Below are 21,328 nucleotides of genomic sequence, written 5' to 3'. Positions count from 1 at the left end.
ATTAAATTCGACTGTCTCAGGGATGCAATGGAAGCCGTGCTTCGCACAGCGGCTTAACCGCCTTGGCGGTTGCTATATTTTCAAATAAGTAGGTCATCCGGGTATTAGATCCCCGACTTCTTGGTCGTGCATTTTTTTGCAACTCAAAAAAAAGAAATCCCCAAAGTCAGGGGATTTCTCATACTTAAGCCGATCGCTAAATCTATTTAGTCTCCGGCATCAAACACTTATCGGAATCGCAGCCCGCAGGCCCGGAATCCATCATTTCACCTAAGTCATAGCGACTCAAAGCTGCGTGAAAAACATCAATTTCCCGGCGCGCTAAAGTCTCTTCCACCATCTTGGTGTAAGTTTCCTTATTTATCGGTTCAAAGGGCAAACGCGGGAAAGTTTCAAGAGCATCAAACCGAGCCAAAAGCGCTGCGGAAATGTAACCTTCATCATCGCGAATCGCTTCATAAATCCGCTTACCAAAACTTTCCACTTCATTTTCGCGAAGTTCAATCGTGGCCGAAGTATTATGTCGGACATAGAACTTTTGCACCTGCATATAAAAGTCCATTTGTGCCGCCGCTGAGAATTTGTTAATGTCAATTTCATCAGCACCCGGCAAGTCAGCCCAACTTACCGCAACGGGTATTTCTACCAGCCATTCCGTGCAGCGTTCATCGAAGGGATTGTTCAGCAAATTGCCGTTTTCATCTTTGTCAGATTGAGACGGAATCACGTTGTATCCGTAGTCGATGCAGGCGAGGGCTACGGGGTCGTTTTTGCCGAAAGTGATGCGGCGAATGAAACGCTGGGCTTTCGGCGGATGCCACCCAGGCGAAGCACCTGTCAGCAGAGATTTAGTACCCGATGGTTGAACCGTGGTGCAGCGATTTGGGCGTTTTAAGGAATGGCGATCGCAATAATCCCATACTACCCGATTCACAATCTCGCGCCAACCAGTCAAATACTCTTCTTCCCGCTGTTTAAAAGCGATTCCTTGCGGAGTTTGCGGGCGGCCTTCCACCCACCAGCGCAACCACTCAACGCCAAAAGCATGAACGAAGAAATCGAACAATCCCGTGAAAGATACGCCGACAATCGGGTCTAGTTCGCGGCTGTATTGATAGCGGGGTTCAATAAATTTGTGGTTGAGAAGTACCGCGACAGATAGAGCCGCAGCCCTGAAAGCTTCCTCCTGTTCTTTGAAGTTGTAAGGATCAATTTGATTGAGGTGAACTTCTGCCAAATTACAGTTTCCAGTTAGGGTATTTCCGAAAACTCCCTTATGAAACTCTGGTTCGTTGAAGCAGTAAGTATCGTGCAATCCTGGTAATTCTTCGACACTTCTGACGACTTGCCATTTACCTTTGTGTTTAGCATTCGTCCCTTTGCTCACATCTAACCGCTGACAAGGAATTTCACCACACTCAGTAATTTGCAAGTAGTACAAATCCCGACTTCGGACACCGTAATTAGTAATTGACCCTTGATGAGCGCAAAGATTTAGCGACGAACGAATACCACATTTGGTCAAAAGTAACTGAACTCTGAAAGCGCGAGCGCGGTCAGAAATATAAATTCTGATACCATTACTGTGGGTATTCGAGCCGTCCGTATCGGCTAATCCAGCAATAAAATGTAAAATTGCTTGCCGATTCCAGCTCGCAATTACATTTAGTGCTTCTGGGTTAACTTTCAAACTTTTCAGCAACTCTCCAGAAAAGCTCAAGTTAGTTACATCGGTAAAAGCAGGTAAATAGTCATAGTTTCTTTCAGGCGACTTATTTCCTGCTACTGACAATGCCATTTTGCTTTCGTAAAGTCGAACTTTCGCATGGTCATTTTTGTCGGTAGTTCCATCTCCTACAGCTACACCCAAAGTGTAAGCATAACTTGAATCGATATTCAAGCCATCTTCATACTGAATTGTAAAAGGTTCAGTATGAATGCTATATCGACTTGTATCCATCAAGTCTTTGGTTTGAACTTCTCTGTAAACTTTACCAAAGCGATCCTTGACAAAGAAACGATGATATTCTGTGGCATCCAGATAAGTACCATCGCCAAACTTTACACGATAAAGTTTGCGTCGCCCGCCACAAGTATCACTCGCTGTCTTAAATGGGGTGACGCAGCTCCATCTTTTACCATTCCAAATCTCGATTTCAGTTCCAACAACGTCCTTTATTTTATGCAGTCCGTCTCTAGTAATTAGCAGAGTGTCGCCACGGACACAATGAAAATTAGAGCCGATGATTTCACCACACGGGTTTAAGCCCACGCGGACTAACCGATGCTCTAACTCGCCAGCAGTCATATTAGGATGGCGTTCCTGCAACCACTCTTTAGCTTTTCCTTCGTCGTAAGCTTTCAAAAACTCAAGTTTAAGACTCGGTGTTGAAAGTAAATCAACGTTAGATCGAGCTACGGCTTCGCCAGCCCATTGAATCGCACCTTCGCCGCTGTAATACTGTTTGCGGACAGCATCAATACATTCTTCTAGTGTAGGTTTGGTATGGAAAACTCGCGTATGGTTGGCCATCCGAAGGGCATCGCGTTCGGGATCTATTCTCCAGTTGCCGCTTTCATCTTGTTGCCACAAATTATTTTTAGCATTTGCCCCCAGTTCGTCATCAAAAGAAAACTGACGCATTCCGGCCGATCTTCTAATATTTCCTGCGACGATCGTGACCGCCGCTTCATCTATCAAAATGCAGCATTCCACTGAATTTAACTGCCGCCCTAAAGCTTTATTCAAAATAGCGGCGCAGCGCTGATAAAGATCGGGCAATTTCACGGGATTTGCTACTCCGCCAAAACCTTTTAAAGGTTCTCCCACCGGGCGAACGTCGCTCAAATCGATGAATACTTGAACTTCTCCTGCAAATCTTTCATCTGTGGATAATTCCAGCAAAGTTTGATAGGAGTTTACCCAACCTTGGCGAGAATCTCCGACATAAATAGTTGCGGTTTTTTCTGCTATTTTTACTTCTGTTTCTTCACGGCGCGACTGGGCGGGTGTAGAGCCGATTTCGCCTTGCATGGTTAGGGTTAGACGGTTGCGGATCGGCGGCAGTTGATTGATATATTGTGGTTCCAAGACGGCCCCAGTGCCGCAGCCCATCATGGCCAAATCCATCAACAAACCAAAGGAACGCCAGTCGAGAATATTTGTTGAGGAGCAATTATATGCACCGGAAAAATTCTCTGGTTGCTCGATCCATTTGCTGCCACCTACCCACAGCCAGCGGCCTGAAGCGAGGGTTTTGAGCTGGTTTTGCATCCGGTGCAGCAGTTGTGTTTCTTCGGGGGTGAGGTTTCCCAGCTTTTGCAGCCCCTTGACTGTTCGATCGCACACTTCCTCCCAAGTCTCCCTTCCCGTCTCGGTACGGCGGCTGTAAGTCCTAAAAAATACTGGATTGGCTGCGGGTGCTGTTTCGGGGAAATCGGACAGGTTGCGTTTCTCGCGGGCACTCGATCGCTCTAATTCTCGAACCATAGGTTGTGTACTGACGTGTCGGAATATATCAACAGACTACGAATATACAACAGGATTCAGATTTAGGGTGAAAGCTTGATAAATTTGACAATTTGCACTAAATATGGGGCTTCGGACTCGGGAAGGTCGATCGGGCGATCGCTACAGCCATTACACGGTGTAAGTTCCGTTTAAGGCGAGGCGATCGATAACGCTATTTTGAATCTCATCCGAGAATTCGGGAAACGGCTTTATCGCATGACTACTCTCTTTGCTTCCGCGCTTGAAAATGGAAATTATAATTCGAGAGTTAATCACTTATCACTTATCACTTATTAGACATCTTCCAAAAAGGCTGTGAAGAACAGGCTGGACGGCCTGTTCCACAATAATTATGGGAGATGTCTATTACTTATTATTACTTTATCAATCAACGTGTCCGGTTAGTATCAAGACTAATCCTGTAAACCACCAAACGATCGGTTGGATTAATATTGATATCGGCACGATTAGAATGAAACCTGCAAATCTCGACCCAACCCTGGGTGTTTGCATAAAGTGCAAACCGAGTGCCGCTGCAATTAGAATGGCTACTACCCAACTCAAAATAGGTGTTATATTATCCCAATCAGGTTCGGTAATATTTCCGAAGAGATTGGCTAATGGATTGGTTAAAAAAAGCCAAATTCGATCGAAGTCTGTTAAGCCCAGAGAATTTTCTATCCAGAGATCGGCTTGACCGGGTTTGTGGCGCATGTCATAAAAACCGCCGCATTGAAACGATTGTCCGCTGTATCTAATATTACACTGCGGTACTACTTCCATTGATCCATCCTTAAATTCAATCTCAAGCGATCGACCTTTCAGGTTCGTTCTACATCGATGGATGTTATGGGAGGCATCTTTCCAATCGCATGAAAAAGAATGTCCGGACACGATCGTGATTCGATGACCTTCACGAAGGGCTAACTCAGAGCTAGACCCTTCGCCAATTCTCAATTCTGCAACTGCTCCAGCTACAGAAATCGGCCCGCCCCAAAACATGATGCCGATCGCAATAATTAGGCAATAAGCGGCGATCGCAAGGGGAGAGTGTGGCAACCTTTTTTTTAGATTCATGATTCGAGTTCAATTTTAAGGAAAATAACTTTAATGAGTTGTTAAAAACTCAATATTTGGCAACAGGGGGTCTTGAACAACCCCCACACCGTTAAATCCCCAACGTTCGAGCAGCTTTTTGACAGAAGAACCAGAAATCGATTCTACCCCAAATCGATCGGCAACCTCAGCAGCGTGGGCGTTGAGATAACTCAAAGCGTCATAGTCTTCGCGAAACATCAGCAGGTAACTAACTGCCGCATCGGGATTGGGATTGGCACAGAGATATTTGCCGTCACTGCGGGAACGGAGCAAGTAAAAAACTTGAGATAACATCTTATCTTTGTTGTCAAAATAATATGTTACCTCAAGTTGGGAATTTTGAATTGGGAATTTTGAACTTGTACTCTCGCGTAGCCGAAGTATTTGGAATTGCCCAAACGATTTTAGATTGACAATTAGGACTAAGGCCAACTGTCACAGGACTATCGACTTGTAGCCAGTTGGCCTTAGTCCTGCAATTTGAGATTGTAGAAAAGTTGACTTGTTTTCAACTTTCCACCTAAAAACTAGATAATTGATGCCTAAAATCGTTGGGAATCTAGCAGTTAAATCAAAGTCAGTGCTAAGCCTTTAATCCCTCGCCCGTCACCAATTTGACCGACGATCGAAGCTTGACCGGTCGTCAAATTGATATTGTACAGGCTGGAAACTCCGCCAACCTCGATCGCAGCCAAAGCCGTCTCGTTACCGCCAAAACTCCTGACATCAAAGCCGAGAACGGTACCAGCATCAATTCCCAAAGATCCGATAGTATTCAACACTCCATTATTCGGCGGATCTTGGCGCACCAAAACGTCTAAATTGGTGTCAATTGCAAATAGCGTCGTCGAAGTTGCCCCTGCAAAGTTATTCACATACGCAGCCCCAACAGCCGCGCCGGGATTGCCAGAATTGCGATCGCCCGCAGCATAAGCCAAATTCCCGTCGAGTTGAATTCCCCCTGTCAGCGTGTCAAAATCCACAAGTGCCCCAGTATCAGGGTTGAGGCGGGCGTTTTGACCGGCTTGATTGACAAACCGAATTCGATCGACTGTCGGATTGAAATCAAAACCCGCAGCCCCCGGAGTTAGGGGAACAGCAAATTGCCCGCTACCGACTTGACTTGCAGCCCCAGTAACCGGATTAATCGCGTACAAGCGATTGCTAGAACCCACACCGTAAAGCACACCGTTAGCGGGGCGAAAATCTATTCCCAGCAAACTTTCTCCCGGCTGCAACCCTGTAACTGCCACGTCGCTGAGAATCGCCCGCGGTGCCGCCTCGTTAAAACCGACAATTGTTTCAGCGCCATTTCTGACAGTTAAGGCGTAAGCTGTAGGCAAAGGCAAAGCCAAACCGTTAATCTGTCTCCCGTCGGCAATTTGACCGACCAAGGAAGCTTGACCGCTACTTAAATTGATATTGTACAAGCCGGAAATGCCACCAACTTCCAGCGCCGCCACTGCCACCTCACGGCCGCCAATACTCCTGACATCAAAGCCGAGAACGCTAGTAGCATCAACTCCCAAAGATCCGATCGTATTCAACACTCCATTATTCGGCGGATCTTGTCGCACCAAAACATCCAAATCGCTGTCAATTACAAACAGCGTTGTCGAAGTTCCCCCTGCAAAGTTATTCACATACGCAGCCCCAGCAGCAGCCGGAGAACTTCCAAAATTGCGATCGCCCTCCCGGTAAGCCAAATTCCCGTCGAGTTGAATTCCCCCCGCCAGCGTGTCAAAATCCACAAGTGCGCCGGTATCCGGGTTGAGGCGGGCGTTTTGATCGGCTTGATTGACAAACCGAATTCGATCAACTGTCGGATTGAAATCAAAACCCGCAGCCCCCGGAGTTAGAGGAACAGCCAACTGCCCGTTACCGACTGGACTTGCTTCCCCAGTCATAGGATTGACAGTATACAAGCGATTGCTAGAACCCACACCGTAAAGCAAACCGTTAGCGGGCCGATAATCAATTCCCAGCAAACTTTCTCCCGCTTGCAATCCAGTCACGGGAAAATCTGAGAGTACACTGCCCGGATTGGAAAGACTAAAACCGACAATCCGATTAGCAGGAGTTAAAGCATAAGCCGTTGTCCGCGCCGCAGGCGGGGGGCTGGGAACAACGCTGCCAATATTATTAGTGAAACTTGCCTGGTTAATCGCACTTTGTCTAACCCCTCTGAGAGTAGCGAGAAATTCTCCAGTCACTCGGTCTTGAATAACAGTATCGTTTCCTGCTTCCTGAATATTCAAGTCGCTAAAACTAAGACCTCCCGCCAAACCGATTAAATCTGTACCGGCTGCAAAATCGGCGATCGCGTCAGCATTTGCGAAATTAGCACCGCCGCTGGTACGACCAGGATCTGCCTCCGCGTAGCGCCTCAAAACAAATAAGTCAGCCCCGTCTCCGCCTATCAGGACATCAGTATCTCGATCCCCCGACAAAACATCATTGCCGGAGTTTCCCGATATGGAATCGCTGCCTTTTCCGCCCACTAAAAAATCGTTACCGTCTCCACCGTTAACAGTATCGTTCTCTAAATCTCCAAAAAGCGAATCTTGACCAGCATTGCCATCAATTAAGTCGCTTTGTTTTCCTCCATAAATGCTGTCATTCCCAGAGTTTGCCGCAATGGTGTCATTCCCCATTAAACCAAAAATTAGGTCATTTTCTGGAGTTCCTGCTAGCAATTCTGCTTGTGCGGTGCCTCTAATTTCTGCCATGATCTAATCACCCTCTAAATTTGATACTTCTGTTGCCTAACGGCGGTGGTATTCTCAGTCAAAATATCACAAATTCGCACTTTTAGGATAGTTTTTCTTATTTTCGGCTGTAGGGGTGGGTTGCCATAAAAGTATTACACGCAGCTAAAATGATATATAAACCCGCCCCCGGATTCAAATAAACTCACTCCTAAATACAGATCACTTAGCCGTATTTTATAGTTTGCTGTGTAGCCAAGGGCGAGCGCAGCTTAACTGCAAACAGGCAAGCTGAAATTGTTAGCGGTGCGAACCTATGAAATTGTGTACTGCGTTCATTAGTAATATACGCTGACTCTATAATTTTGGATCTGTACAGTCAGAATTTTTTTTTCAACTTTAATGTTAAAGCCTGCGAAGGTGGGCTTTGTCTGTGTACCGGCGACCACCATCGCTCCATATAAAGTGGATTATAAATGCGGAATTGGCATAATAAGTTAGTTAAACAGTTGTTTTCAGACGACTTAAGCTTTCAGGCAGGGGTTTAAATCCCTGCCTGAATCGGAGTTTCACGTTTAATCCCTTCCCCAGCTTTTTCAAGCTTTCAGCAGTGCTTTAGAAGCTGATTCCCCTGCGAGTCTCAGTTGCGATCGCAATTTGAGGTTCAACAACACCAAGACAGTCCACTGACTGAGTAGGGATAGCAAAAAGGTATTTCCTGACGCGGCTGTCAGAGACGGCGAAAACCAAAAGCCAAATGTTGAAGACAACCACAAAAAAGGAGCTTTTTCTGGGGTTAGTAAAAGCATAGAGAAAATCACAGGTGGCAACAAGATAGCGCTGCCGACTGTGCAGGCAGCCCAAATTTCCTGATTTCGGGTTTTGGTAAATAGGAATAGTTGGGTGATGGCTGCGTAAATCAGGATAAGATTCAGGCATAAAATTACACCCCCAAATCCATTATTCTCACTTTTTTCCAACAGCGCCCAAGGTGTTAAAATTATTACTGAGCTGAGGAAATTGATCGAGATCGCAACTACAGCCGGACTTTTATCGCTCCAAATTAAATCGAGTAGTGGGTAGCGTCGCCACAGCTTCTGATTGCTGGGAACGATTTGTTTCCGATACCTCGCCCAATCGTACAATGATTGTCTGTCAGATGTTAAAGCTGCAATTAAAGCTAAGAACATCACCAAATTCAAGATAAGTAAACAGATGAGATTACTGTTGCCTCCTGGGGGGTCTGATTGGAGTGCAAACCCTAAAAATATTACCTGACAGCAGATAACTAGCAAATAACTTTGCCGCTTGCTCAAAACTGTAGCACTGGGATTGGGAAAGCGGCGCTGCCATCCCTGCCACATCCAGTAGGTTCCTGTACCACAAACCAAGAGAGACAAAGCAAGGCCAATCGCAATATTTGTACCCACTGGCGAGTAAAACCATTGCAACTTGTCTAAGTTTTCAACTAACGAATCGAAATCCGTTTTATCAACTAGAGAAAGCGGATATCTCAGCATAGCAAGGGGAGACAAAAAATGTAACACATCCACAGCAGTTCGCGTGAGCGGAAGCCAAGAAATCCCAAACACAACAAAAACCATAGCGCTAGCCAACCAAGGTTGAAATCCTCCCAACCAACTGGTTGTCAATCCAAATAGCATCGCACCGCTGTAAAATAAAGCACAGCTAGCTGCAACCGCTGGGTAGAAACATACAATTTCATTCAAGGGTATTTGAGCAGCTAATCCACTGTACAGGTGCAGCGGTACTGTCAGAATTGCTGCTAGATACAGTAAAATTGGGACGCCGAGAATTTTGCCGATAAAAATTGTTTTGGCAGACTGGGGACTGAGGCGAATAAAGTTGAGCGTGCCGCGGCGTTCCTCCTTGTCTAAGTCACTGACAAGTAGATAAGTCCCGGCTACTAATAAAGCTAAGACGCTAAATATGCTCAGCCAAGTGAATATCTCTAGCCACCACATCGGCCAGTTAATGACAAAGTTGCTGAAGGCATCTCTGACGCAGATTCTTTCATAGGGAGGGGCGTCATCTAAGCAAAATCTGTGATAGATGGGGTTAGTGTACGACCCCTTAGGAGGGGGAACGGGTATCTGAGCGCTGACAGACTTGAACAGCAGCACTTGAGCGCTTAGGGAAAAAGCCGAGGCGATCGCCATATTGCCAGTATTCAAGCGGCCTTTGATTTCTCGAAATAACTGGGGATTCCAGTTGCCTATTTTGTCTAGTAAGTGGAGTGTCATTGGTTATTCGTGATTAGGAATAGGTGACGACTCAGTTATAACTCACTGTTCATCTTGGTAAGGAGGGAAAAAGCAAATTAGGATGCTTGCTGGTGTCCCATTTTGAGGAAGATGGTTTCTAAGTCTTCTTGAGTGCAGTGGAATTCAGTTAGGGGAATGTTGGCCGCGACGAGTTCCCGTAATAAATTTGCCGCATCTTCCGGGCTTCCTGAAAAATCAACGCACACCTGTTGAGTTTCCGGGATTATTGCCCAATTTTCTACCCAAGGAAAGTTTTTTAATGCCGATGTTAGCGCTTCTAATTTATTTCCTAAAACCGACATGAAAATTTGCTGGCGGCTGAGGCGTTTGTAAAGTTCTTGTAAAGGTGCGCTTTCCACCAGATATCCGAGTTCCATGATGCCGACCCAGGTACAAAGTTCGGCTAAGTCGCTGAGGACGTGAGATGATATGACTACGGTCATGCCGGCTTCTTGCAAAACTTTGATAATTTCGCGGAACTGCATTCGGGCGATCGGATCTAAGCCAGAAACGGGTTCGTCTAACAACAACAATAGCGGTTCGTGGATAATAGTTCTCCCCAAACTCAGGCGCTGTTTCATCCCCCGCGACAGGGTAGAAATTAAGCTGTTGCGCTTGTTGGTTAGTTGCACGAGTTCTAAAACCGAGTTGATTCGCTCTCGGCGGCGCGGTTGCTGGAGGTTGTAGAGTCGGGCAAAATAGTCTAAATAATCCCAAACAGTCAAGTCGTCGTAGAGGGGAAAGTCGTCGGGAAGAAAGCCGATGCGCTGTTTGAGAATTGGGTGCGATCGATGGCGCAATAACCTATCCCCGTTGATGTAAATTTCCCCTATAGTCGGTTCCTCAGCCGCCGCCAGCATTCGCAGCAAGGTAGTTTTGCCGGCACCGTTGGGGCCGATCAGTCCGCATATTTCGCCTGCTGCTACTTGCAAATCGATGTCATTGACGGCTATATGGCGATCGAATTGTTTCGTGAGTCCGCGAGTTTCTATTGCTAGTTGTTTTGCCATGTTTGGAGGGTGAATGAAGTTTTATCGGTGCATTCCTGGCAGGGAAATAGAAGTCTACAACTAGCCTAGCCCGTTCTTAAATAAATTGTCAGCCCCGTTCTGAAATTAAAAGTTCAAACGCTTTTATATCTGCTATGCCCGAAGCCCACGAGCATTTAATTTACGTGAGAAAGGCTATATATCAAGTCTGCACGGAAAATTCCTCTGGATCGATATCCCAATTTACCCAGGCAATTGCCTCCCTAGCTGATGTCAGGTTAGGTGGGACTCTCAAAGCGTGAATGAATCCCGTACTCGGACAAGTCATTTTTAACAAACAAATCGGCTCGACCTCGGCATTATCTATTTGTAAGAGTGCATATTCCTGCCAACTATCTATTTGTTTTGCTTGCAACTCTTGAATTATGCGCTCGTAACCAATTCCTTCAATTAACACTCGCCTCACTTCGGCATTCTCTTCTGCTAAAAGCCATTGGGATTGCCATTTATTTGGGTGGACTTTGCCGTATTTTTCAGGCAATCTGACGCCGTGATAATAGTAAAAATTCCATCCATCCGCAAACTCGATCGCAGGTTCTGCTTCCGCGTGGAACAGGTTTTGACTGTCAAAGCGCAGGTGGCGGGGGCGATCGCACACCGCGCAAAACTTTTCAAAGGGAAATATCCAACCGCAATGCTCGAAAATCTGCTTTTGGGAGCCAAGTATTTCTTGTGCCTTTTCCGAAAGATTGACGCCTAATGAAGAGACATATAATTGAGCCAAATAGATTTCTTTACACAAAGTCGTAGGGGTTAAAGGGGATCTCAGCTTGGACAAATGATGGGGAAAAACATTCCCCATCGTTCGTTTTGATCGCACATAGCTGTCAACCAATTCATGCATTAGCGACCTCAGTGTACTGTCTGCTTCGGGCTCGATTGTCATGCGATAGAGCTCATACTTCCACAGCGCCGGACTTGCAAATTCTCCCACAGGGGACATCCATTTCGCGTCTAGATTTATCTCCCATCTATTAGGGTCGCGTTTGAGCAAGTTGAAGATTTGGAGACAAACGTCGCGGGGACTGCTGCAAATAATAATTTCGGGTTGTTCTAGGCTAATAGCGGCATAGGCAACTTTGACTGCTTCTGTGGCTTTTTGAGCATCAATTGGCCTAGTCGAGAGAGTAAGACGTTTCTGTGCGAGTTCGCCTAACACGCACAGAGGGGCAATTTCATTGCCCCATAGCTCGACTGTTGTCAGATTGGTGAGCCAGCGCAAGGCGCTGATGTCGGTAATTTGATTGTAGTTGAGATTCAGTGTTGTCAGATTGGTGAACGAGCCGAGGAAGCTGATATCGGTAATTTGATTGTTGCCCAGATCCAGTGTTGTCAGATTGGTGAGCCAGCCGAGGAAGCTGAAGTCGGTAATTTGATTGCTGTAGAGATTCAGTGTTGTCAGATTGGTGAGCGAGCCGAGAAAGCTGATATCGGTAATTTGATTGTTGTTAAGATGCAGTGTTGTCAGATTGGTGAGCGAGCCGAGGAAGCTGATATCGGTAATTTGATTGTTGTTAAGATGCAGTGTTGTCAGATTGGTGAGCCAGCCGAGGAAGTTGAAGTCGGTAATTTCATTGTCGCTGAGATCGAGTGTTGTCAGATTGGTGAGCCAGCCGAGGAAGCTGATGTCGGTAATTCTATTGCTGCACAGATTCAGTGTTGTCAGATTGGTGAGCGGGTCGAGAAAGCTGATGTCGGTAATCTCATTGATGCCCAGATCCAGTGTTGTCAGATTGGTGAGCGAGCCGAGGAAGCTGATGTCGGTAATTTCATTGATGCCCAGATCCAGTGTTGTCAGATTGGTAAGCGAGCCGAGGAAGCTGATATCGGTAATTTGATTGTTCTTAAGATGCAGTGTTGTCAGATTGGTGAGCGAGCCCAGGAAGCTGATATCGGTAATTTGATTGTTGTTAAGATGCAGTGTTGTCAGATTGGTGAGCGAGCCGAGGAAGCTGAAGTCGGTAATTGGATTGTTCCTCAGATGCAGGGTTGTCAGATTGGTGAGCGAGCCGAGGAAGCTGAAGTCGGTAATTTCATAGTCGCCGAGATGCAGTGTTGTCAGATTGGTGAGCGAGCCGAGGAAGCGGAAGTCGGTAATTTCATAGTCGCCGAGATGCAGTGTTGTCAGATTGGTGAGCGAGCCGAGGAAGCTGAAGTCGGTAATTCTATTTTTGCCCAGATCGAGTGTTGTCATGCTTGAAAGTATCTGCTCCGCTGCTTGTGCGTCATCAGTGCCAGCCTTTTCTAACAACACTTTAACTGTGTGCCTTGCCTCTTGTGAAAGGCTGTCAATATGCCTGCACCAGTCCGCAAAGCTGCTAAAACTCATTGGCTCGTTTGGTTGTTTTTCTGACATAAAACACTCCGAGATGGGTCAGGGGGCATGGGGCATAGGGCATGGGTAATGGGAATACTGTTGACTGTTGACTGTTGACTATTACAAATCGCCCTTGCGTACCTTCTGTTACTGAATTAAGTCTTCTATTTCAAATCTTCCAGCTTAATCCGAGGATCGACTGCTTTGAGCAGCAAATCCGCCAACAAATTCCCCACAATCAACATCGTCGCACCCATCATCAAACTTGCCATTACTAAATACAAATCTTGATTGTTCACCGCATCCAAAGTCAGCTTTCCCAAACCCGGCCAATTAAAGAAATATTCGGCAATAAACGCACCGCTCAACAAACTAGCAAACTCAAAACCCAATAGCGTAATCAACGGATTAACAGCATTCCGCAAAGCATGAATGTAAATTACTCGATCGTCCGGCAAACCTTTCGCCCGTGCTGTTCGGATATAATCTTGACGCAGCACGTCCAAAAATTGTCCGCGCATCAATCTTTGCAAACCCGCAAAACCAGTAAGGCTGAGGGCGACAGTTGGCAAAATTAAGTGCCAGCCGTAATCGAGGATTTGACCCCACCAAGGTAAGTCTGCGTGGTCAATGCTTGTCATTCCTCCGACGGGAAACAGAGGCGAAGTATTCTGAGCAAAAAATAGCAGCAGCAAAGCTGTGATAAAGCTCGGAAATCCCTGTCCCGTGTAGCTGACTACTTGCAGAACTCGATCGACTGTGCGGTTTTGATTGACGGCGGCGACAATTCCCAAGGGAATCGCGATCGCCCAAGTTACAATCAAAGATGCGATCGCCATTAATAACGTCGCCGGTACCCGTTCCCACAGCAGCGAAGCTACCGATCGCTGATACACAAAACTCGTGCCAAAATTCCCCCGCGTCACAATTTGTTGCAGCCACAGCCAATACTGCACAATAGCTGGTTTATCTAAGCCGAACTGCTGTTCGAGTTGCTTGAGTGTCTCCGGTGAAATCTTCGGATTTTGGCTCAAAGTATCCAAGTAATTTCCCGGTGCTAGCTCAATAATTGCAAAACAAAGCATTGATGCCAAAAATAGGGTTAAAAGTGCCTGCAACAGTCTCTTGACAACATAAGTAAATGTCTCGCTGCCAAACAGAGAATTCAACGCTCGCCAATTTCGATTTAACTTAAGAGAAGTCATACAATTTTAGATTTTAGATTTTAGAATTGAAGAGTTGAAGAGTTGAAGAGTTGAAGAATTGTGAATAATCTTAATTCCGGTTGCATCGAAATGATTTAATCGCTCTTGACGCAGAGCTCACAGAGTCTCCAGAAGAGAGAGATGAATCATTCCGATGCAAAGCTCAAGGATATTATTTGTCAGTAGTTTTTATTCAGCAGTCAACAGTCAACAGTCAACTGCCAACAGTTAACTAACTAATATTCAAGTAGCGTGACGATCGGCACATCGGGCAATTTCTGCCTGCCGCCCAAAGCCTGCAATTCAATGATAAAAGCAAAACCCACAAGCTCGCAGCCAGCTTGTTCCAACAATTTAGCCGTCGCCGCCGCTGTTCCGCCAGTGGCGATTAAATCGTCCACAATCAGCACCCGGCTGCCCGATGCCATCGCATCTCGGTGCATCTCCAGCCGATCGACACCGTATTCCAATTCGTACTCAGCAAAATGAACCGCACCGGGCAGTTTCCCTGGTTTGCGGACAGGAATAAAGCCTATTCCCATTTTATAAGCCAAAGGCGCGCCAAAGATGAAGCCCCGCGATTCCATGCCCACCACATAGTCAACAGACATTGCAGAGCATTTTTCGGCTAAGCTGTCAATGGTGTAGCTGAGCCCTTGCGGGTCGCGCAGCAAAGTTGTAATGTCTCGAAACAGAATTCCCGGCTTTGGGAAATCAGGAATGTCGCGAATCAGAGATTTGAGATCCATAAGGTTGCAGATCGGCGTTGAGGGTAACGAGGCATCAAAAATGCTACAATAATAACGTCAAAATTTAAAAATTTAAAAATAAAAATTAAAACTAAGAGCTTCTTTAATTTTTATTCTTTAATTGCTTAATCCTTTACGTACTATGTAAACAAATGTCATAATTCCCTAACAAGAGGGTTGAATATCAACATTTGTCACCCTATGATCTAAAGTCAAAAATCTAATATCTAAAATCCAATGATTAAGTTGGCAGCACGAGTGGGTGAGGTTTCTCCTTCTATAACCTTGGCGATCGCCGCTAAGGCTAAAGCCATGAAGGCCGAAGGGATTGATGTCTGTAGTTTGAGTACGGGAGAACCCGACTTTGATACGCCCGAACACATTAAAGCAGCGGCAAAACAAGCTTTAGACGCGGGGAAGACTAAGTATGGCCCTGTGGCTGGGGAACTGCAGTTAAAAGCTGCGATCGCCCGCAAACTCCGCGATGACAACAATCTCAACTATCAACCGGAAAATATCATTGTCACCAACGGCGGCAAGCATTCTCTCTACAATCTGATGATGGCTCTGATCGAGCCTGGAGAGGAAGTAATTATTCCGGCTCCCTACTGGCTGAGCTACCCTGAAATGGTGAAACTCGCTAGCGGCAAGCCAGTAATTGTACAGACTGATGCTTCTACAGGATATAAAATTACACCGGAACAACTGAGTCGAGCGATTACTCCCAAAACCAAGTTATTTGTACTGAATTCGCCTTCTAACCCGACGGGAATGGTGTATACTCTGGCGGAAATCAAAGCCTTGGCTGAGGTGATAGTCGATCGAGATATTTTAGTCGTTGCTGACGAGATTTACGAAAAAATTATATATGACGACGCCCAACACGTCAGCATCGGTTCCCTAGGCAAAGAAATCTTCGATCGCACTCTCATCAGCAGCGGTTTTGCTAAAGCTTACTCGATGACAGGCTGGCGAATCGGTTATTTGGCAGGGCCGAGCGAATTAATTAAGGCCACCGGCACCATTCAAGGTCACAGTACCTCAAACGTGTGTACCTTTGCACAGTACGGCGCGATCGCAGCTTTGGAAAGCAGCCAAGAATCTGTCGAAAAAATGCGTCAAGCTTTTGCCGAAAGGCGTCAGGTAATATTTGAATTACTCGATGCTATCCCTGGAATTAGCTGCATCAAACCAGACGGTGCTTTCTATATGTTTGTCAACATCAGCAAGACTGGAATGAATTCTTTGGAATTTTGCGACGCTTTCTTAGAACAGCAGCAAGTAGCAGTTATTCCGGGGATTGCTTTTGGGGCAGACGACCACATTCGCTTGTCTTACGCCACCGATTTAGGCACAATTAAAAAAGCCGTAGAAAGGCTCGATAAATTTGTCCGCAGCATCTAAAAATTAGTTAGTAGTCAGTGGTTATTTGTTATTTGTTATCGGTAGCAGCTTACTGGTGACTGCTGACTGCTGACTGCTGACTACAGACTAAAGACTAAGGACTAATAACTAAAGCTGTTTAGTCATAATCTCTTTGAGCAAATCCAGCCCCTTCTTAACTCGCCGAGAAACAGTCACCGCACTGATACCTAAGCGTTCAGCCGTTTCTTTCTGCGTCAAATCGTAGAGAAAAACAAACTCCAATATCTCGCGAGTCCGTTGTTCCAACATAGCCAAAGCTTGCTGTACGCGAATTTGATCCTCTTGCGCCAACTGAAAACTCCGATACTTAGTATCGGGCACCAATTCTCCCAGACAAGTAGCCCCCTCATCCTCATCTTGCATCGGCGCGTCCAAGCTCAGAGGCGATCGGTTGAGATGGGCCAACTTAATTTCTTGCCATTCTTCTAAAGAAACCTCAAGGACTGCTGCTACTTCAGCATCCGTAGGTTTGCGGTTTAACTGCACCTGCAAATCCTTGATCGCTGCTACTGATTTGCGTTCCAGGGACTGCCAGTGGCGGGGAAAGCGCACAGAAGGGCTTTTGTCCCGCAAGTAGTGTTGAATTTCGCCCCGTATGTAGGGAATTGCAAAGGAACTAAAAGCGTGTCCCTTGGCGATCTCAAACCGCTCGATCGCCCTGATCAAACCAATACATCCGACTTGCAGCAAATCGTCGTAGCTTTCACCGCACTGGTTGATCCAGTGGTAAACTTCTTTTCTGACCAGTCCAATATTCAGTTTAACTAACTGATTGCGGATTTCATTCGATCCAGAAATTTGGTACTCGCGCAACAATTGCAAATTTTCGCTTTTTAGCTCGTTCGGCACTGTGGTAGACATGGTGACATAAGGGTTGGTAGAGCAGAGGACGGAGGTTGCTTTAGATCTAGCTTCTTATCTAGTCTAAAACAATTCACTTTTAGCTAGTGTAATCCTAGCACTTAATAGGTGTGATACCGGACACACCAGTTTAACTTTCGGAACGTGAACGGATTTAGCGGGATTATCAGAAGGTTTTCGGCATAAGGCAGACTTTTACCAGGTAGAAGGCCTTCAACCGAATCCCCAATTTAACCAGGTTTTTTTAAAAATATATTATAAGCTGAAAGCGCTTTGACTACAATACTTTAATTAATAAAAAATCCCAACTTCATAACTTGCCAATCACCACAATTCAATCATAAATTTAGTCATTAGTCAACAGTCCTAAGTTATGTTGCTCAAGACTGTTGGCTAATGAAGAGCGAGCAGTACCTTTAGGATAAAAAACTACTCAAGTTCGATCGATCCAGAAAGCCAATTTTACGAGACAGAAGGCTCAATGCGAGCGTAAAACAAACCCCGAATTTTCACGTCCAGAGCCGGTCTAGCTCCCAAATCAGTATCAGAAGGCTGCGTGCTCTCAAAAATTCCGCCGATTTCGCCAGTGGCGCTGTTGACTTTAGCAACTTGGAGAGAAATTTTGCCAGCTTTGGTGCTGGTGTCAGCTACCTTAACATTAGCCCGCACACGTTTGGAATTGTCAGAAGCCGGAAGCGCTACAGCATTGTCATACCCAGTCGCTACCCCGCGACCTTTAGGGTCTAAAAAGCCTGCGCTGCGGTAAGAAGGAACGTTAAACTCCCCTCTCAAATCGGTGGAAGTATTGATAGCAACCACTCCGGGCTCGGAACTGGCTACCAGTTCTTTAATAGTGAACAAGAAAGGTACTTGCTCTCCGCCCGGTAATTGAATCGTAATTGCTTGAAAGTCCAAGCCGTCCTCTTCTTTGAAAGTCAGAGTGCCGTCATTACCCACCTTGAGCGTACCTTGAACTTGGTCAATGCTCGAGGTGAACCGCGTCAGCAATTTACCAGGCACAAATTCCGCTTCTTGGCGTTTGTTTGCTGGTTCTTCCTTGACAAAATAAGTTGTGGGCTGCAAACACAAACCACTCAGTTTATAGGTGCCACCCGCTTCGATGGGTATCGAACCCCGAGAAGTTTCTGCCAAGCTAGGGCAGTTATTAGCCAAGCCAGTACCTCTAATCTCGTCGTAGGTGAGCAACTCGGTAGTCGCCACCGTCGTGTCAGGAGCAGAAGAACAAGCAACCAGCGCACTCATGCAAAATGCTAAAAGTGCAACAATTAAAGCACGATATTTCATTGCCAACCTCAATATCCAACATCGGATTATATTAAGAAAAAGCCCTACTTCGAGCAAAATATAATTGCCCGCCGGCAGGCTAGGCCAGCGCTTAGGGCAGCATTTAGATCCAGATCGCTCGCTTCACAGACACCGGCATTGACTCAAAAAATCAAGCTAGTGCGCCGTGAAAATAAGCATGAACTTATGATTTCTCAATCATGTTCGGATCGCAGCCCAATACACATGGTACGACGGGTGGTGCTCTTTTCCTGACTTGGACTGCAAATTAATATTGCTTAAGTCAACCTACTTAAGTTACTTTGCTTATGGCCCCGAATGACGATCGCGACTAGCTCGATTAGTCGGTTGACCAAAAGGCTGGGGACAAAGGCCTTGTAGATTTCAAAGGAAGCAGCGGTATGGACAACGGCAAAGATTTAGAGTCAGAAAAGTTGCAGTCTCAAATGCAATCAGTGACAGAGGCGATTCGGACTTTAGCCGAAAGTTGTCAGGGAGACAGTCTGCTGCTTTTGGCCCTGCTGCGGAGGCTGGAAGCTTCGCACCGGGAAATTCGGGACGGTTTGTTTCAAGCGTCTTTTCCCGACAACCGCCAAGCACTTTACAAACTGCTCAGGAATATTGAAGCCAATGGCGGCTGGCCTTACATCCACCGCATGAAACTTCGATCGCTCTTGGGGTACACCCAACAATTATTATCTCCTCTAGAAGATTCTCCAGCCGAGCCGCCAGAAGACTCGGCCGAAACTCCCCAGGACGTTAAATAGTTTTGAGTGATGAGTTTAGTGAGTTTTACATTAACTCATCACTCATCACTGAGCTGCGCGATCGCACCTAGAACCCGAAAGGTGTAGGAGCTAAGGGTATCGGGTTCGGCACCGTCGGGAATATCGGCGTCTGGCCGGGCATTGGCAATAGTCCGGGAGTCGGCCTCGGGGGGATCGAACTAATTGATAGCAGAGGCGAATCAGGCACGCTAACTGTCGGCGGAATTGGAATCCTCGAAGCAGTCGGAGTCGGAGTCGGTGCTGCAGTCGGCGTCGGAGTCGGTGCTGCAGTCGGCGTCGGAGTCGGTGCTGCAGTCGGCGTCGGAGTCGGTGCTGCAGTCGGAGTCGGCGTCGGTGCTGCAGTCGGAGTCGGCGTCGGTGCTGCAGTCGGAGTCGGCGTCGGTGCTGCAGTCGGAGTTGGAGTTGGAGTCGGAGTCGGCGTTGGAGTCGGAGTCGGAGTTGGAGTTGGAGTTGGAGTCGGCGTCTCAGTCGGAGTTGGAGTTAGAGTTGGATCTGTAGTTGTGCTGGTAACTGTAGTTGTAGTTGTAGTTGTAATGGTGGTTGGTCTGGGGGTACCCGTCCCAGTCACAGCGATAAAATCATTCGCCTCGATCAGCGCGGCCGGAGTGTCTGTCAAAATTGCTAAAAGCTTGCCATCTTGCGTCGTAATTACTGTATCCCTGACATTTGCACCGTTACCTTGGCGAACTTGCAGTTGAGCGAAAGATAAATTGCTCGGTAGTCCAAAGAAATCCTCTGTGTCATTGTAATCAGTAATTAAAGCCAGACTGCCAGGCCCGGCTCCCAATCCAAAGACATCGCTGCCGCTGCCGCCAATCAGAGTATCCGAACCCTCACCTCCGATCAGAGAATCATTACCCTCTGCCCCAAATAAATTGTCATTGCCGAAACTGCCCAAAATTGTATCGTCGCCGATACCTCCGGCCAAGGAGTCATCGCCCAAACCGCCGTCGATACCATCATTACCTTTGCCACCAAACAGGAAGTCATTACCTTCATCTCCCAGTACCGAGTCGTCGGCTTCATCGCCGCGAAGGGTATCGGAACCGCTGCCGCCAAAAGCTGTATCGTCAGCCTTCCCACCGAATATCTGGTCATTACCAGCATCTCCGAAGAGCGAATCGTTGTCGGCATTGCCGTACAAAGTGTCGTCGCCGTCACTGGCGCTAAAGTAATCGTTGCCCTCACCGCCCAACAGTTGATCCCTGCCACTACCGCCGTTGAAAGAATCGTTCCCAAAATTCCCGTAGAGAAAGTCGTCATCAGCATTCCCGAACACGGAATCGTCGCCGTCATTCCCTGTGAGCGTGTCGTTGCCAGTACCCCCGGCAATCACATCAAAGCCTCCGTTGCCAAAAACTAAGTCGTCCCCAGCGTCTCCCACCACGCTGTCTATCCCGTCGTTGCCTTCGAGGATGTCGTTGCCCAAACCGCCGCGAATCGAGTCGTCGCCGTTCCCGCCGGAAGCAAAATCGCGCCCTTGGTTGCCAATGAGTTCGTCATTTCCTTCACCGCCAAGCAACGAATCTGCTCCGTCAGCTCCAAGAAGCTGGTCGTTGCCGCCGTCGCCCTCTAGGGTGTCATCTCCTCCCGCACCCAGGGGCGTGTCATCGCCATCTAAGGCCCGAATTCGATCGCTCAGCGGAGTTCCTAGAATAAAGTCGTTGCTGTCTGTGCCGATCAGGTTTGCCATACGGGATACACCGGTCCTCAATAAAATAAATTGTTTGAAATTATGTTAATCGCCTTCGTAACAAGGGATTGCTGCTTGCCTAGGTTAGCATAATTGAGATTTTGGCAATCTGGCGAAGGGGCGCTGGAAGTTTTGCTCGTGTCCGCAGTTGCGATCGGGGCTGGTATAATGCCCGATCGGCAATCTAATTTAGTTATTCTGGATTTTTTCAAATAGAAATTAGTCGATCGCACTCAAGAAAGTCAAACTCGACAAACGAAATGAGGAAGAAGGAAAAATGAATAACCTTTTTCCTTCTTGCTCCGCCTCAAACTTTTACTTCAGATACCACTTT

At 46.8% G+C, this 21,328-nt stretch carries 13 protein-coding genes and 2 pseudogenes; 2 read left to right on the top strand and 13 right to left on the bottom strand.

Annotated features, from left to right (window positions below; genetic code table 11):
- Positions 1 to 202 precede the first annotated feature (202 nt).
- The 10 genes and pseudogenes from nrdJ to QUA71_RS11260 form a co-directional block, all read right to left on the bottom strand.
- Positions 203 to 3,490 (bottom strand): ribonucleoside-triphosphate reductase, adenosylcobalamin-dependent, encoded by a 3,288-nt coding sequence (gene nrdJ / locus QUA71_RS11300; protein ID WP_333284919.1) that lies wholly within the window; start codon positions 3,488 to 3,490, stop codon positions 203 to 205.
- A gap of 405 nt (positions 3,491 to 3,895) precedes the next feature.
- Entirely contained in the window at positions 3,896 to 4,588 is a 693-nt protein-coding gene (locus QUA71_RS11295) for a hypothetical protein (protein WP_333284917.1), read from the bottom strand.
- A 30-nt stretch (positions 4,589 to 4,618) separates the two neighbouring features.
- Complete coding sequence (locus tag QUA71_RS11290; RefSeq protein ID WP_242716892.1) at positions 4,619 to 4,903, bottom strand: hypothetical protein; 285 nt, start codon at positions 4,901 to 4,903, stop codon at positions 4,619 to 4,621.
- A 272-nt stretch (positions 4,904 to 5,175) separates the two neighbouring features.
- The gene (locus QUA71_RS11285; protein ID WP_333284915.1) at positions 5,176 to 7,338 is read right to left on the bottom strand and encodes a DUF4394 domain-containing protein; all 2,163 of its coding nucleotides are present in this window, start codon (positions 7,336 to 7,338) and stop codon (positions 5,176 to 5,178) included.
- Positions 7,339 to 7,913: 575 nt separating this feature from the next.
- Complete coding sequence (locus tag QUA71_RS11280) at positions 7,914 to 9,581, bottom strand: hypothetical protein (RefSeq protein WP_333284913.1); 1,668 nt, start codon at positions 9,579 to 9,581, stop codon at positions 7,914 to 7,916.
- Positions 9,582 to 9,658: 77 nt separating this feature from the next.
- Entirely contained in the window at positions 9,659 to 10,612 is a 954-nt protein-coding gene (locus QUA71_RS11275; RefSeq protein ID WP_333284911.1) for an ABC transporter ATP-binding protein, read from the bottom strand.
- A 181-nt stretch (positions 10,613 to 10,793) separates the two neighbouring features.
- Positions 10,794 to 11,360, bottom strand: a pseudogene (locus tag QUA71_RS29245) (DUF6745 domain-containing protein); the annotation flags it as partial.
- A gap of 468 nt (positions 11,361 to 11,828) precedes the next feature.
- Positions 11,829 to 12,845, bottom strand: a pseudogene (locus QUA71_RS29240) (leucine-rich repeat protein); the annotation flags it as partial.
- 287 nt (positions 12,846 to 13,132) lie between these two features.
- Positions 13,133 to 14,173 (bottom strand): ABC transporter permease, encoded by a 1,041-nt coding sequence (locus tag QUA71_RS11265; RefSeq protein ID WP_006630980.1) that lies wholly within the window; start codon positions 14,171 to 14,173, stop codon positions 13,133 to 13,135.
- 236 nt (positions 14,174 to 14,409) lie between these two features.
- Positions 14,410 to 14,922 carry an adenine phosphoribosyltransferase gene (locus tag QUA71_RS11260; protein ID WP_333284906.1) on the bottom strand — a complete coding sequence of 171 codons (513 nt, stop codon included), beginning with the start codon at positions 14,920 to 14,922 and terminating at the stop codon, positions 14,410 to 14,412.
- A 237-nt stretch (positions 14,923 to 15,159) separates the two neighbouring features.
- On the opposite strand from QUA71_RS11260, the gene QUA71_RS11255 reads away from it, so the two are divergent.
- Positions 15,160 to 16,326: a pyridoxal phosphate-dependent aminotransferase gene (locus tag QUA71_RS11255; RefSeq protein ID WP_333284904.1), complete on the top strand. Its 1,167-nt coding sequence runs from the start codon at positions 15,160 to 15,162 to the stop codon at positions 16,324 to 16,326.
- Positions 16,327 to 16,434: 108 nt separating this feature from the next.
- Here the strand turns inward: QUA71_RS11255 and QUA71_RS11250 are convergent, their stop codons facing one another.
- Together QUA71_RS11250 and QUA71_RS11245 are read right to left on the bottom strand one after the other, a co-directional pair.
- Complete coding sequence (locus QUA71_RS11250; RefSeq protein WP_333284902.1) at positions 16,435 to 17,208, bottom strand: RNA polymerase sigma factor SigF; 774 nt, start codon at positions 17,206 to 17,208, stop codon at positions 16,435 to 16,437.
- A 462-nt stretch (positions 17,209 to 17,670) separates the two neighbouring features.
- Positions 17,671 to 18,513, bottom strand: a complete 843-nt coding sequence (locus QUA71_RS11245) for a photosystem II manganese-stabilizing polypeptide (protein ID WP_333284901.1) — start codon at positions 18,511 to 18,513, stop codon at positions 17,671 to 17,673.
- Between the two features lie 401 nt (positions 18,514 to 18,914).
- On the opposite strand from QUA71_RS11245, the gene QUA71_RS11240 reads away from it, so the two are divergent.
- Positions 18,915 to 19,280, top strand: coding sequence for a hypothetical protein (locus tag QUA71_RS11240; protein WP_190663272.1), 366 nt, complete (start codon positions 18,915 to 18,917; stop codon positions 19,278 to 19,280).
- Positions 19,281 to 19,347: 67 nt separating this feature from the next.
- Here QUA71_RS11240 and QUA71_RS11235 read toward each other — a convergent pair whose 3' ends face one another.
- Positions 19,348 to 20,994, bottom strand: coding sequence for a calcium-binding protein (locus QUA71_RS11235; RefSeq protein ID WP_333284899.1), 1,647 nt, complete (start codon positions 20,992 to 20,994; stop codon positions 19,348 to 19,350).
- Positions 20,995 to 21,328: the final 334 nt, after the last annotated feature.

It is taken from the genome of Microcoleus sp. MON1_C5, assembly GCF_036701875.1.
Lineage (GTDB): Bacteria > Cyanobacteriota > Cyanobacteriia > Cyanobacteriales > Microcoleaceae > Microcoleus.
Note: the sequence above shows the minus strand (reverse complement) of the source record. Positions and strands in the feature narration are given on the sequence as shown.

Excerpts from the sequence above, each read along its gene's own strand:
- nrdJ (WP_333284919.1), bottom strand. The coding sequence starts at position 3,490 with ATGGTTCGAGAATTAGAGCGATCGAGTGCCCGCGAGAAACGCAACCTG.
- QUA71_RS11295 (WP_333284917.1), bottom strand. The coding sequence starts at position 4,588 with ATGAATCTAAAAAAAAGGTTGCCACACTCTCCCCTTGCGATCGCCGCT.
- QUA71_RS11290 (WP_242716892.1), bottom strand. The coding sequence starts at position 4,903 with ATGTTATCTCAAGTTTTTTACTTGCTCCGTTCCCGCAGTGACGGCAAA.
- QUA71_RS11285 (WP_333284915.1), bottom strand. The coding sequence starts at position 7,338 with ATGGCAGAAATTAGAGGCACCGCACAAGCAGAATTGCTAGCAGGAACT.
- QUA71_RS11280 (WP_333284913.1), bottom strand. The coding sequence starts at position 9,581 with ATGACACTCCACTTACTAGACAAAATAGGCAACTGGAATCCCCAGTTA.
- QUA71_RS11275 (WP_333284911.1), bottom strand. The coding sequence starts at position 10,612 with ATGGCAAAACAACTAGCAATAGAAACTCGCGGACTCACGAAACAATTC.
- QUA71_RS11265 (WP_006630980.1), bottom strand. The coding sequence starts at position 14,173 with ATGACTTCTCTTAAGTTAAATCGAAATTGGCGAGCGTTGAATTCTCTG.
- QUA71_RS11260 (WP_333284906.1), bottom strand. The coding sequence starts at position 14,922 with ATGGATCTCAAATCTCTGATTCGCGACATTCCTGATTTCCCAAAGCCG.
- QUA71_RS11255 (WP_333284904.1), top strand. The coding sequence starts at position 15,160 with ATGATTAAGTTGGCAGCACGAGTGGGTGAGGTTTCTCCTTCTATAACC.
- QUA71_RS11250 (WP_333284902.1), bottom strand. The coding sequence starts at position 17,208 with ATGTCTACCACAGTGCCGAACGAGCTAAAAAGCGAAAATTTGCAATTG.
- QUA71_RS11245 (WP_333284901.1), bottom strand. The coding sequence starts at position 18,513 with ATGAAATATCGTGCTTTAATTGTTGCACTTTTAGCATTTTGCATGAGT.
- QUA71_RS11240 (WP_190663272.1), top strand. The coding sequence starts at position 18,915 with ATGGACAACGGCAAAGATTTAGAGTCAGAAAAGTTGCAGTCTCAAATG.
- QUA71_RS11235 (WP_333284899.1), bottom strand. The coding sequence starts at position 20,994 with ATGGCAAACCTGATCGGCACAGACAGCAACGACTTTATTCTAGGAACT.